Annotated in this window: 12 protein-coding genes; 3 read left to right on the forward strand and 9 right to left on the reverse strand. The window is 73.9% G+C overall.

What is annotated here, in order from left to right:
- Window positions 1–779 precede the first annotated feature (779 nt).
- Window positions 780–956 (reverse strand): hypothetical protein, encoded by a 177-nt coding sequence (locus ACJOT3_RS28315; protein WP_406976178.1) that lies wholly within the window; start codon window positions 954–956, stop codon window positions 780–782.
- Between the two features lie 218 nt (window positions 957–1,174).
- Between ACJOT3_RS28315 and ACJOT3_RS28320 the strand changes: the two genes are divergently transcribed.
- Both ACJOT3_RS28320 and ACJOT3_RS28325 read left to right on the forward strand, forming a co-directional pair.
- Window positions 1,175–2,527, forward strand: a complete 1,353-nt coding sequence (locus tag ACJOT3_RS28320; RefSeq protein WP_406976179.1) for an AAA family ATPase — start codon at window positions 1,175–1,177, stop codon at window positions 2,525–2,527.
- 1 nt (window position 2,528) lies between these two features.
- Complete coding sequence (locus ACJOT3_RS28325; protein ID WP_406976180.1) at window positions 2,529–3,260, forward strand: HNH endonuclease family protein; 732 nt, start codon at window positions 2,529–2,531, stop codon at window positions 3,258–3,260.
- Window positions 3,261–3,314: 54 nt separating this feature from the next.
- Here ACJOT3_RS28325 and ACJOT3_RS28330 read toward each other — a convergent pair whose 3' ends face one another.
- From ACJOT3_RS28330 to ACJOT3_RS28360, 7 genes are all read right to left on the reverse strand, one after another.
- A complete protein-coding gene (locus ACJOT3_RS28330) occupies window positions 3,315–4,676 on the reverse strand; it encodes a four-carbon acid sugar kinase family protein (protein ID WP_406976181.1) in 1,362 nt (453 codons plus the stop codon).
- Between the two features lie 172 nt (window positions 4,677–4,848).
- Entirely contained in the window at window positions 4,849–5,841 is a 993-nt protein-coding gene (locus ACJOT3_RS28335; RefSeq protein WP_406976182.1) for an aldo/keto reductase, read from the reverse strand.
- Window positions 5,814–7,103, reverse strand: coding sequence for a multidrug effflux MFS transporter (locus ACJOT3_RS28340; RefSeq protein WP_406976183.1), 1,290 nt, complete (start codon window positions 7,101–7,103; stop codon window positions 5,814–5,816). The genes ACJOT3_RS28335 and ACJOT3_RS28340 overlap by 28 nt, the downstream gene beginning before the upstream one ends.
- Entirely contained in the window at window positions 7,100–8,218 is a 1,119-nt protein-coding gene (locus ACJOT3_RS28345) for a ketoacyl-ACP synthase III family protein (protein WP_406976184.1), read from the reverse strand. The genes ACJOT3_RS28340 and ACJOT3_RS28345 overlap by 4 nt, the downstream gene beginning before the upstream one ends.
- Complete coding sequence (locus ACJOT3_RS28350; protein ID WP_406976185.1) at window positions 8,215–9,423, reverse strand: FAD-dependent monooxygenase; 1,209 nt, start codon at window positions 9,421–9,423, stop codon at window positions 8,215–8,217. Before ACJOT3_RS28350 ends, ACJOT3_RS28345 begins: the two co-directional genes overlap by 4 nt.
- Window positions 9,420–10,193: an HAD family hydrolase gene (locus ACJOT3_RS28355; RefSeq protein ID WP_406976186.1), complete on the reverse strand. Its 774-nt coding sequence runs from the start codon at window positions 10,191–10,193 to the stop codon at window positions 9,420–9,422. The genes ACJOT3_RS28350 and ACJOT3_RS28355 overlap by 4 nt, the downstream gene beginning before the upstream one ends.
- A 2-nt stretch (window positions 10,194–10,195) precedes the next feature.
- The gene (locus tag ACJOT3_RS28360) at window positions 10,196–10,987 is read right to left on the reverse strand and encodes an AfsA-related hotdog domain-containing protein (protein WP_406976187.1); all 792 of its coding nucleotides are present in this window, start codon (window positions 10,985–10,987) and stop codon (window positions 10,196–10,198) included.
- 192 nt (window positions 10,988–11,179) lie between these two features.
- Between ACJOT3_RS28360 and ACJOT3_RS28365 the strand changes: the two genes are divergently transcribed.
- Window positions 11,180–11,776: a TetR/AcrR family transcriptional regulator gene (locus tag ACJOT3_RS28365; RefSeq protein WP_406976188.1), complete on the forward strand. Its 597-nt coding sequence runs from the start codon at window positions 11,180–11,182 to the stop codon at window positions 11,774–11,776.
- Here the strand turns inward: ACJOT3_RS28365 and ACJOT3_RS28370 are convergent.
- Window positions 11,757–12,310 (reverse strand): Gfo/Idh/MocA family oxidoreductase (locus ACJOT3_RS28370; RefSeq protein WP_406976189.1); only part of this gene is annotated, 554 nt, incomplete at its 5' end. The two genes, ACJOT3_RS28365 and ACJOT3_RS28370, sit on opposite strands and share 20 nt — an antisense overlap.

The following is a 12,310-nucleotide window of genomic DNA, read 5'->3' on the forward strand; positions in this document are numbered from 1 at the left end:
CGCCGCCCTGGCGCGGTGAGCGGTGAGCGGTGTTGCCGCGGACGCCCCCGGACTGGACGGCCGGGGGCGTCCGCCGTGTTCAGGTGAGGACGAAGGCGGCCCAGGTGTGGGTGCCCAGGTCGCCGAGAGGGTGAACGGGGGTGCGGCCCCAGGCGGTGGACAGTTCCTCGACCACGGCCGTCGCCTCGGCCTGAGGCCGTGTACTTCACCGCGTTCGCGAATATCTCGCTGCCGCACAGGATCAGCGTGTCGGCCAGGTCCTCGCTGAACTCCGCGAGATCCGCCCGCAACTCCCTACGGACCCGGGAGAGCAGGGCCGACTCGCCGGAACCGACCCCGGCCTGGCCTCCACCGCTCATGCGAACCTGACCGCCGCCGGGTAACCGCCGACCGTCCCGACCGGCGACGGCGAGACCCCCGGTCGGCCCTGCCTATGACCGGCCCATCGCGACCTGCACCGTCGCCGCCGTCCCCTGGCGGTGGATGGGGGTCGTCCGCCCCGGCGGGCGGATCGCCACCCCGTGGTCGCCCTCCCCCGGATGGCCGGGCGGGGTGCTCGCGGTCCTGGACGTCGAACCGGGCCGGGCGTCCGGCCCGGTTCGAGGGTTCGCTCGCGTTCATGTGGGCGCGGCCAACGCCACCCGCGCCCGGCCCGGACACGGTCGCGAACCATACCGAGCCCATGGACCACGACCCGCGCGAGCCGCCTCACGGTGGCAGGGTGTTCGCGTTCGAGCCGGAAAGGGGATGCGGCCCCCGCCGCCTTTCACCGGTGGGGGTCACTCCGCGGCGCGGCGGGCCAGGGGGAGGGCGTAGGCGAGGGCGACGCCGAAGCAGGCCGAGAGGGCGACGCCCAGCAGCAGGTCGGTGAGGACGGCGGCGAAGCCCATGCCGACCGCGAGTCCGAGGGAGAGGCCGAGGGTCCAGTTCGGGGAGGTGCTCTGTGTCTTCGTCATGTGCACCATCCTCGCCGCCGGGCCCGCGGGCCGGTAGGCGCCGTTGTCACCGGCCCCGGATGACACCTGTCATCCCGGCCCCGGGCATCCCTCACACGCCCACGTCAGGGCCACTCCGTGCGGGGCGTTCAACCGGCGGTCGCCGCCGGATCTGCGCCCGTGGGGGCCTTTTCCTCTAGGCTTGGCCCCGTCCCGGCCGGCTGACAGCGGAGTCCGACTTGCATATCGAGCGTGTGAGCGTCGACGGTGTCCGAGGGTTCCACGGTCCCACAGCCGCCAGGGATCTGGAGTTCCCCCTCCCCTCGGAAGAGCACGGCAGTTGGACCGTGCTCGCCGGCCGCAACGGTTCCGGCAAGACGACGCTGCTCCGCGCCATCGCCCTCGGTCTGGTCGGTCCGTCCTACGCGCGCAGCCTCGTCCCCGACTTCGAGCACTGGATCACCCAGGGGGCGGACTCCGCGATGGTCTCCACCACCATCGCCCCCGGCACATGGGACACCTACACGGGCCCGGGACGCACACCGGGGCGGTCCTTCACCGGCGTGATCCGGTGGCGTCGGAGCGAGTCCGCCCGCGGCGGCTCCCGTGTCACGGGCCCGGACGACGTGACGGAGGGCCGTGACACCCGTCTTCCCGGTCGGGGCCCGTGGGCGGAGGACAGCAGCGGCTGGTTCGTCGCCGGGTACGGACCGTTCCGCCGACTCGAAGGGGGCGCCTCTCCGGCGCAGCGCCTGACGATGAGCCCCGGACCCGTATCCCGTCTGGCCAGCCTCTTCAACGAGGACGTCTCCCTGTCCGAGTCCATCGAGTGGCTGAAGGACCTCCACCTACGACAGCTTGAGGGCCGGAACAGGGCCGCGGAGCGCCTGACGTTCGTCACGGACATGCTCAACGACGGCCTGCTCCCCGGCGGCTTCCGTGTCGAACGGGTGGATGCCGACGGCCTCTGGGTGAGCAACGGCACCCATGTGTCCGCGCTGCCCGAGCTGAGCGACGGATACCGGACGGTCACGGCCCTCGTCCTCGATCTGGTCCGGCAGGTCTTCTCGGCGGAGGGGGATGACGCACTGGGATATTGGGAGAGCCGTGCGGGCCGCACCCCCGTGGTGATCCTTTCCGGAGTCGTGCTCATCGACGAGATCGACGTTCACCTGCACGTGAGCTGGCAGAAGGCGATCGGCGGCTGGCTCAAACGCCACTTCCCGCGCACGCAGTTCATCGTCTCGTCGCACAGTCCCTACATCTGCCAGAGCGCCGACCCGGGCGGGCTGATCCGGCTGCCCGGAACGAACGAGGAGACCGCACCGCACGCCGTGTCGGACGAGCTGTACCAGCGCGTCGTCTTCGGCAGCGGCGACGACGCCCTGCTCACCGACCTGTTCGGGATCGACTCCCCCTACTCCGAGCAGGCGGACGAGAAACGGGAACGGCTCTCGGAGCTGGAGGCGCGTGTACTCCGGGACGTCGCGTCCCCCCAGGAGAGAGAAGAGTACGCCGAGCTGCGGCGCCTGCTCACGAGTTCCCTGACGGCACGGGTGGACGAGGTCTCCGCACGGCTGGACCGGTACTGAGGTGATCAGGCTTCAGCGCACCGATCCGCCCGACGAGCTCGTCTCCAAGCTCGATGCCCGTACCCGGCGGCTGGGGAGCGCGGACGCCGACACCGCCCGTCGACGCTGGAAGAGCGCCCGCGACCTGCGCGCACTGCTTCGGGAGGAGCTGTCCCGGTTCGCCGCGGGTCTGAACCGGTGTATGTACTGCGGGGACAACCTCGGAACGGACGTCGACCACTTCGAGCCGATCACCCGTGCCCCCGAGCGCACGTTCGACTGGCTCAACCACCTGTTGGCGTGCTCGTGCTGCAACAGCCACGCCAAGGGTTTCGCGTTCCCCCTCGATCAGCACGGTGCGCCCCTGTTGATCGATCCGACGGCCGAGGACCCCTACGACCACCTGGAACTGCGCCTGTCCGTCGGGCGCTACGTGCATCTCACCCACAAGGGCCGCGTCACGATCGATCTGCTCCGGTTGAACCGGGCGGACCTCGAACGCGGTAGGGCCCTCGCCTTCGTGCGGACGTCCTCCATGCTGCGGGACGTCTCACACCTGGTCGAGGACGGGCGGGCCGACCGCGCGGAGGCCGTCATGGACGCCTTGCTCTGCCATCCCTTCGCCGATGTGCTGCACGCGATGCTGCGGTTGAGGCGGCTGCCGGGAGCAGCGGCCGTGCTGGACGGTCCGGAGGTTCTCGGGGCGCTGGAGCTCGTCGCCGCGCACAGCGGCCGGACTACTGGTCGAACTTGACTTCCAAAGGGGCGGCTCGGGCCGGGGTCCGAGTCGGCCTCCGGCGAGCCCGGATCAGGCGGGGTCGCGGATGAGGGTCGGCACCACGTGCTCGGAGACCTCCGAGTGGACCTGGTGCAGGCGGGCCTGGACGGCGCGCCGCAGCTTGGCCAGGCACTCGACCAGGGTGATGTCGTCGCCCACCAGGCCGCCCTTGGCGACCACCGGGGTGCCGTCGAGCGGGCCGCCGGTGATGTGGCCGTGGACGGCCAGCGGGACCACCTCGCCGCCGACGTCGAACGCGTGCACGTCCAGCTCGTCGAACAGCCCCGCCACCAGGTCCCCGCCGGTGAGGTAGAGCCCGCTGGGCAGGGCGTGGGCGCCGGTGCCCTCGGCGATCTCGTGGACGGTGTCGGCGACCAGCCGGGCGATGCGCACGGGCAGTTCGGCGCGGACCCGGCCGGGCAGCGCCCGCACCCGCTCGGAGGTGGTGATCACCCGCAGCACGCACAGGTCCGGGAACCCCGCGGCGAGGAGCTTCTCCGAGAGTTCCTGGGCGACCTCGTCGGCGTGGTCGCTCTCGGGGTCGGTGAAGGCCACCGCGTCCAGGTCCACGAAGCGGACCGCGCCGGTGCGCGCCACCGTGGCGAGCTGGCGGCGGGTGAGGTCGGTGGTGCTGGCGACCACCCCCAGCAGGGGCCCGCGGGTGCCGGCCTGGCCGCGCAGCCGCAGGGCGTAGGCGAGCAGCGCGCCGGTGGGTCCGGGGTCGACGGAGACCCACACGGTGCCGTCGTCGTGGTGGGCGGCCGCGGCGGCCTCGGCGATGTCGGTGAGGTGCTGCTCGGTGGCCGCGTCGCACAGCACGACGGGTTCGTCCCCCGCCAGCAGTTCGGCGGTGAGCATGCTCTGGGTGACCTGGCGGACCGGAACGTGGCGCACGGCCAGCCCGGACTGGGCAGCCACGATGTCGGCGACCACCCCCGTGGTCATCGGGCACAGCGGGTCGTCGGCGAGTTCGGTGTCCTGGAGCGGGACCCCGTTGAGGAGCTGGACGCCGTTCTCGGTGGTGCGCCCGCTCCCGGGGAACGCCGGGGTGAGCAGCACCCGCACCCGGGTCCCCGCGGGCACCCGATCGCGGACCTCCCGGTAGGCGGCCTCCAGTTCGGCGCCGATGTTGCCGCGCAGGGTGGAGTCGGTGCGCTTGACGACCAGCCCCACCGGCCAGACCGCCTCCACCACGTCGGCGATCAGGTCGACCGCCTGCTCGGCCGGGACGTGGCGGCTGTCGAGGTTGGCCACCACCACGTCGTAGTCCCCCGCGACCCGGCTGACGTGCTCGGGGGTCACGGTGGCCACGCGCATCCCGGTGCGGGCGAAGCGGGCCCCGGTGGCGTTGGCACCGGTGAGGTCGTCTGCGACCACGAGGACCTGGGCCACGGGAGTCTCCTTCGGCGAAACGCGCGGGTAACCTCCCTCCAACATAGGCCCGACCGGGCGCGCGCGGGGCCGAACGGCCCCGACCGTGAGCGACGTGTGGGCGAACCGTGTCCGAACACCGGCGGACGCCCGCGCCCGGCCGGCCTCGTCCGGGCCGGGCGCGGACGGCGGCTCAGTCCCGGGAGCGCGGACCGGCCGAGGTGAGCGTCATGTCCGGGTAGCGGGTCCCGGTCACCGCCCCGGCGATGCCCTCCAGCGCCGCCAGGTCCGCCTCGGTCAGCGCCAGGCCGGCGGCCGCGGCGTTCTCCTCCAGCCGCTCCACCCGGCGGGTGCCCGGGATCGGCACGACCGGCAGCCCCCACACGTTCGCGCGGTGGTGCACCCAGGCCAGGGCCACCTGACCCGGGGTGGCCCCGTGCTCCTTCGCGATCCGCTCGATCGGCTCCAGCAGCCGGGTGTTCTCGGCCAGCCGCTCGAACCGGGGCTGGGTGCGGCGGAAGTCGTCGGCGGCGAGCCCGTCGGTGGACGCGATGGTGCCGGTGAGGAACCCGCGCCCCAGCGGGGAGTAGGGCACGAACCCCACGCCCAGCCGGGCGCACTCGGGCACCACCGACTCCTCCACGTCGCGGCTCCACAGCGACCACTCCGACTGGACCGCGGCGATCGGGTGGACGGCGGCCGCCCGGCGCACCTCCTGTGCGGTCACCTCGGACAGGCCCAGGTGCCGGACCTTGCCCTGGGCGACCAGCTCGGCCATGGCGCCGACGGTCTCCTCGATGGGCACCGCCAGGTCGACGCGGTGCATGTAGTACAGGTCGATGACGTCGGTACCCAGCCGGCGCAGGCTGGCCTCTGCGGCCTGCCGGACGTAGGCGGCGTCGCCGCGGACCGGGCGGGCGGTCGGGTCGCCGGTGCGCAGGATGCCGAACTTGGTCGCCAGGACGGCCTCGTCCCGGCGGCCCTTGAGCGCCCGGCCGAGCAGTTCCTCGTTGGCGCCGGTCCCGTACATGTCGGCGGTGTCCAGGAGGGTCACCCCCAGGTCGAGGGCGCGGTGCAGGGTGCGGACGGACGCGGCCTCGTCGCCGGGCCCGTAGAACTCGCTCATGCCCATGCAGCCCAGGCCCTGCACCGGGACGGTCAGGCCGCCGAGGTCGGTGGTGCGCATGTGTCTCCTCTTTCTCTGTGGTCCGGGTTCTCTGTGGTCCGGGGACCGGGTCGGTTCGTGTCGGGCAGGGTGCGCATCACCAGGAGGCGGCACCCCAGGGTGCAGGCCAGGAACAGCACCGCCAGCGGCAGCGGGCCGTCGACCCGCAGCAGGGAGGAGGCGAGCATGATGAGGCCGGAGCACAGCATGAGGCAGAACCCCAGCCAGGAGCTGGCCAGGCCGGTCATCCCCGGGAAGCGGGACACCCCCAGGCCCATCAGGTTCGGGTACAGGATCCCGGCGAAGAACACGATGACGGCCGAGGGCGCGGTGAGCACCCACAGGTTCGGCTCGGTGAACGCCGCGCCCGCGACCATGAGCGCCGCCGCGACCACCGCGCCGGTGGAGGCCGTCCGGAACTTGGCGCGCTGGGAGAGCCCGGCGGGCAGCACCCGGTTGCCGAACACCCCGGCGAAGTAGGCGACCCCCATCCCCAGGGCGATCGCCCCGTACAGGGCGGGCGAGTGCCCCATGACGTCCTGGACCAGGAACGGGCCGACCAGGTTGAACACCAGCAGGATGCCGTAGCACAGCCCCATGGACAGGTGGATGCGGGTGAAGACCCCGTCGCCGAGGATCGTGGCCGTGCCCCGCGCCAGCTCGCCCGCGCCCATGGCCCGGGGCGCGGCGTTCGTCTCGCGGTAGACCCCGCCGAGAAGGACGAGGAGCAGGACGCCGTAGGCGACCAGGAAGTACAGGCTGTACTCCCAGCCCAGCGTGCTGTGGAACCAGGCGCCGATGACGGGGGCGACGATCGGCCCCATGCCCCAGGAGACGACCATGTAGGTCATGACGGTGGCCAGTCGCGGCCCGGAGAACCGGTCGGCGGCGATCGCCTTCATGACCACCGACGCGGCGGTGATCCCCAGGCCCTGGACGACCCGGGCGGCCACGAACCAGTGGATCGTCGGCGCGAACAGGCAGAGCACCCCGCCGACCAGGTACAGGGCCACGCCCAGGAGAAGGGCCTTCCTGCGCCCGACGGCGTCGGAGAACGGGCCGTAGAACAGCTGTCCCACGGAGAAGGCGATCAGGTACAGGGTGACGCTGAGCTGCACCGCGCCCCGGGTGGTCCCGTAGGAGTCCACCATGGCGGGCAGCGAGGGGACGTAGATGTCGATGGCCATCTGCCCGATGGGGGCGAGCAGGATGATGAGCCAGATGAGGAAGCCGTCGCTGTTGCCGGTCCGTGGCCCGGCCGTGTGCCGGTCGACGCTGGTCATCGTGGTGTCCTTTGCGGTGTCGTGGTGCGTGGCGCCGGTTCGGGCGCCGATTCGGGCGCTGGTTCCGGCCCGGGTCCGGGTTCGCGTTCCAGGAGCATCCCGGTCCAGGTGAACCCGGCGCCCGCGCCGATGAGCAGGACCCGGTCGCCCGGGAGGGGGTCCCGGGTGCGGGTCCAGGTGTCGAGCCCGGCGATCTGGTCGGCCCCGCCCAGGTGGCCGACCGTGCGGCCGAAGTCCCACAGGGACCGGTCGGCCCCGCCGGGGAGCTCGGGGAAGTAGGAGCCTTCGAGGAGGGGGAGGCCGAGGTTGGGGTAGACGACCGCCCGGAGGCCGTCGCCGCTGGCCGGGAGACCGCCGCCGCCGGGGAGACCGTCCGCGCCGGTCAGGAGGGCGTCGCGGATCTCCGCCACCGCCGCCCGGGTGCGCTCGGCCAGGACCTCCTTGCCGTGGCGGGTGAGGAAGGACCGCTTGGCGCCCCGCATGTCGTGTTCGGCGGTCAGGCCGCCGGGCGTCTCGGCGGACGGCCGCTCGTCGCGGTGCAGCCCCTCCAGCCAGGGGTCGGACACCGTGCGGGTGCCGAGCATCCGCCACCCCCGGCCGGCCGCCGGGGCCAGGACGGCGGCCGCGGCGCCGTCCCCGTAGGCGATGCCGTAGTCGCCGGCGAACCGGTCGAAGGCCGAGTCCGAGAACCGGTCCGCGGCGACCACCAGGACGGCCTCCCCCGCGGCGGCCCCGGCGCGCAGCACGTCCAGCATCAGGAGCTGGGAGTTGCAGCCCTGCTGCACGTTGAAGGGCAGGGCGTTGACGCAGCCGAGCCGTTCCTGGAGCCAGGAGGCGGGCGACCACATGCGGCGGTGGCCGTGCCGGTGGATGGAGGCGAAGACGAGCGTCCGCACGTCCCGGGCGGCCAGTCCGGCGTCGGCCAGGGCCCGCCGCGCGGCGATCAGGCCCATGTCCCCCGGGTACAGGTCGGGTTCGGCGCACACACCGGTGTAGCCCAGGGCCAGCAGCCGGTCCCGGTCCCGCTCGGGCAGCTCCCGCGCGGCCCGGCGCACGTCGACGCGGGTGTCGGGCAGGTAGGAGCCGGTGCCGAGGATGCCCAGCGGGGGGTTCACCGCGCCACCTCCCGCCGTGCGGCGCCGGCGGGCAGCTGGCTCCACTCCCGGGCGAGCCCGGACAGGGCGCCGCGGACGAAGGCGCGCTCGGTCCCGGTGGCGGCGTCCCGCATGGCCTGGAGCAGGTCGGCCACCCGGGTGCTGCGCGCCACCCGCGCGGCCGCGGGCCGGCGGACGGCCTCGTAGCCGTCCAGGACCCCGGCCGGGGCGCCGGACAGGACGTCCTCCAGGCGTGCGGCCAGGTCCGCCGCGTCCGCGAACCCGGTGTTCATGGCCTGCCCGCCCGCGGGCGGGTTCAGGTGGGCGGCGTCCCCGGCCAGCAGGGCCCGGCCGACCCGGAACCGGTCCGCGAGCCGTTCGTGGACGCGGTAGCGGGCGAGCCGTTCGACGGTGTCCATCCGCAGCCGATCCCCGAAGCCGAGCCCGTCGACCGCGGCGCGGAAGGCGTCGAGGGTGAGCGCCTCGTCCCCGTCCGGGACGTCGGCGGTGACCGGGCCCGCGATGCGCAGGCGCCCGCCGGGCAGGGGGAGGACGGAGACCGCTCCGGCGGGGCCGACGAACATGGCCGACCCGGTGGGGTCGACGTCCGTCGCCGGTCCGGGCGTCCCCTCGCAGAGCAGGTAGGGCGCCGGGTGGGTGGTGCCGGGGAAGGCGATCCCCAGGCGGTCGCGGACGGTGCTGCCCGCGCCGTCCGCGCCGACCAGGTACCGGGCCCGGACCCGGACGGGGCCCGCCTGGCCCGGGCCTGCCAGCTCGGCGACCAGGTGCCCCGGTTCCTCGCGGTGGCCGGTGTAGGCGGCGCCGCGCAGCAGGCGGCCGCCCAGGCCCAGGTAGGCCTCCTCCAGGACACGCTCGACCTCGGGCTGGGGGACGTTCACGTAGTAGGGGTGGGGGGTGGGCAGGTCCGTGAAGTCGACGGTGTAGGACTCCCCTGTCCCGGTCCCGGCCCCGGCCCCGGTCCCGGTCCCGACGTGGAAGACGATCCGGTCGCGGCGCAGCCCCGCGGACTCGATCCGGGTGCGCAGGCCGTGCCCGTCCAGCCACTCCAGGGCGCCCGCGTGGACCATGACGGCCCGGGCCCGGGGGTCGATGCCGGCGGCCTTCTCGGCCACCAGGACGTCCGTGCCCCGGCGGCGCAGCTCGCAGCCGACCGCGAGCCCGGTGGGTCCGGCCCCGATCACCAGGACCTCGCAGTCCAGGTTCACAGCGCGGCCTCCGTCCGTGTCGACCAGTCGGCCAGGGCGCACCCGCAGCGGCAGGTGTCCGCGTGGTGCGGGTCCCCGGGCGCGGGGGCGAGGGGGTCCAGGACCGGCCACCCGTGCTCGGCCGCGTGGGCGGCCATGTCCGGGTCGGCGCCGACGACGTGCGGACGGCCGACCGCGCTGAGCAGGGGCAGGTCGCTGGTGTGGTCGCCGTAGGCGTGGCTGCACTCCAGGCACAGGTCGTGTGCCGCGGCGCTCGCCCGCGCCGCGTCGGCCTTGGCCCGGCCGATCATCGGCCGTTCGACCTCGCCGGTGAGCACCCCGTCGCGGGTCAGCGGCCGGGTGCCGTGCACCTCGTGCGCGCCCAGGGCCACGGCCACCGGGTCCAGGCAGGCGAAGAAGGAGCCGGAGAGCAGGACCACGCGGGCGCCCTCGTCGAGGTGGCGGCGCAGTTCCCGAACCGGGGCGGGCAGCCAGAACCCGGGGCGGTGGCGGCGGCTCTCGAACCAGCGCAGGCCGCTGCGGACCAGGGCGTCGTAGTGCTCTCCCCGGTGGTGGCGGTAGTGGGCGCGGTTGACCTCCTCGCGGGGCGTCCCGGCCGCGGCCAGGGCGCGCAGCCCGGCGAGGTGCTCCTCGACGGCGGAGCGGGGGTGGCGGAGTTCGGCGGCGCGGTGTTCGAGGAAGTCGAACATGCTCTTGACCGACAGCAGCGTCTCGTCGACGTCGAAGAAGGCGCCCCGGCCGGAGCGGCCGTGCGGGCAGGCGGCGGTCACGGTCACACCCCCGCCCGAACGTCGGCGCGCTCCGGACGCCCGCTGTCGCGGCCGTCGGGCCTCCAGGCCAGGGCCCGGGCGGCGCGGCGGTGCTCCACCCCGTGCAGGAACGTCGCGTCGAAGGCGGTGAACTCGACCTCGGAGCGCGCGGCGCGGCGTCCGGCCTGTTCGATGTCGACGGTGGCGGCGAACCCGAGGCGGCCGCGGTCGTCCAGGTCGGCGCGGCGGGTCCGGTAGTGGATCTCGGCGGGCAGCGGGAACAGGAAGTTCTCGAAGTCGGTGGCCAGCGAGTCGATGACGAAGTAGTAGGGGCGCGGGGGCAGGTGGGCGATGTGGTGGCGTTCGGTGACGGCGAGGAACATCTGCCGCACCGCCTCGATCACGACCATGCCCTGGACGTGTTCGCCGGTCTGGTGGTCGAGCAGGATCTCGTTGTCGGAGTGCAGGCGCAGGGCCGCCCGGTAGGTGTCGTCCCCGACCCGGGCCAGGTCGGCGATGAGGACGTTCTCGGCCCGGTGCTTGTGCGCCTCGGCCCGGTTGACGATGAGCGGCGGGCGGTCGGGGAGGTGGAAGCGGTCGTCGCGGCCGTAGGTGCGCAGCACCGCGTGGAGGTAGTCCCACTCGTACTCCCCGATGCCCTGTCCCAGGCGCAGGGTGACGGGCTTGTCGGTGTCGTCGAACCGGCCGCCGCGTACGGCGCGGACGAAGGAGCCGAGGGTGAGGACGGAGTCGTGGGCCGCGAACCCGCCGAAGCGGTCGCCGACGATACACAGGGGGTGGTGGTCGTGTGTCATGGGTGGTCGCGCCTTTCGATGGTCCGGTGCCGCGACCGCTCGTGGCGGTCGGGGGGAACACCGCATCACCCTCCACAACCAACCAGTTGGTTGTCAACATGGAACGGACCCCGCCACCCGTCCGCTTGTGGTCACGTGAGCCTCGCCACCCCCCGGGCAACCGGACGGTTGGCGCTCCCCTACCCTGGACCCATGAGATCCCCCGAGACCACCCGTGAACTGCTGTTGCGGGCCGCCCGGCGCGAGTTCGCCGACCACGGGATCGCCGGCGCGCGGGTGGACCGCATCGCCGCCCGGGCCGGCGTCAACAAGCAGCGCATCTACGCCTACTTCGGCGACAAGGAGCGGCTGTTCCAGCACGTCGTGACCGAGGCGCTGGGGGAACTGGGCCGGGCCGTGCCGCTGGAGGGCGACACCGACCCGGCCGCGTACGCGCGCAGCGTCCACGAGTACCACCGCGACCACCCCGAGCTGCTGCGCCTGCTGCTGTGGGAGGCCCTGCACTACGGCGACCGCCCGCTCCCCGAGGAGGAGGCGCGGGCCGGGCTCTACACCGGCAAGGACCGGGCGCTGGCCGCGGCCCTGGGCGAGGAGCCGTCCGAGCGCACCCGCATGCTGCTGCTCACCCTCATCGGCGTGGCCGCCTGGCCCACCATCGTCCCGCAGCTGGTCCGGATGACCCTGGGCCGGGACCCGGAGGCGCCGGACACCCGGGAGGAGCTCGCGGACTTCCTCACCGGGTTCGTCCGCGCCGCCGTGGAGGGCGGCCTCAGCGCCCCGGAAGCGTGACCACCGTGCCCGTGCGGGCGCTGCGCCGGGCCGCCTCGATGACCTCCAGCCCGTGGATCACCTCGTGCGGGTCCACCGGCAGCGGCTCGCCCTCGCCCACCGCGTCGCGCACCCCCGCGTAGAACTCGGGGTAGGCGCCCCGGGCGGAGGGCACCCGCCGGGTCTCCCCGTCCACCCCCAGCACCCCCCAGTCCGACTCCGGCAGGACGCCCCAGTCCGCTGCGGTCGGGCTCTCCCCCGCGAGCAGCCGCGCCTCCTGCCCGTCCATACCGGAGCTGGTGAACGCCCCGGCGTCGCCCAGCACCCGGAAGCGCGGGCCGGTCTGGGCGGTGAGCGCGCTCATCCACAGCTGCGAGCGGGTGCCGCGGGCGTGGTGCAGCGACAGGAAGACGTCGTCGTCGGCCTGCACGTCCTCGCGCAGGGTGTCCACCTCGGCGTAGACCGAGGCGACCGGGCCGAACAGGTTGACCGCCTGGTCGATCAGGTGCGGCCCCAGGTCGTAGAGCAGCCCGGCGCCGCTGTCCACCGTGCCGC

The organism is Nocardiopsis protaetiae (assembly GCF_045446735.1).
GTDB lineage: Bacteria > Actinomycetota > Actinomycetes > Streptosporangiales > Streptosporangiaceae > Nocardiopsis > Nocardiopsis protaetiae.

Bases quoted from the DNA above. Each gene is read 5' to 3' on its own strand.
- ACJOT3_RS28340 (WP_406976183.1), bottom strand. From the start codon at position 7,103: ATGACCAGCGTCGACCGGCACACGGCCGGGCCACGGACCGGCAACAGC.
- ACJOT3_RS28360 (WP_406976187.1), bottom strand. From the start codon at position 10,987: ATGACACACGACCACCACCCCCTGTGTATCGTCGGCGACCGCTTCGGC.
- ACJOT3_RS28335 (WP_406976182.1), bottom strand. From the start codon at position 5,841: ATGCGCACCACCGACCTCGGCGGCCTGACCGTCCCGGTGCAGGGCCTG.
- ACJOT3_RS28315 (WP_406976178.1), bottom strand. From the start codon at position 956: ATGACGAAGACACAGAGCACCTCCCCGAACTGGACCCTCGGCCTCTCC.
- ACJOT3_RS28365 (WP_406976188.1), top strand. From the start codon at position 11,180: ATGAGATCCCCCGAGACCACCCGTGAACTGCTGTTGCGGGCCGCCCGG.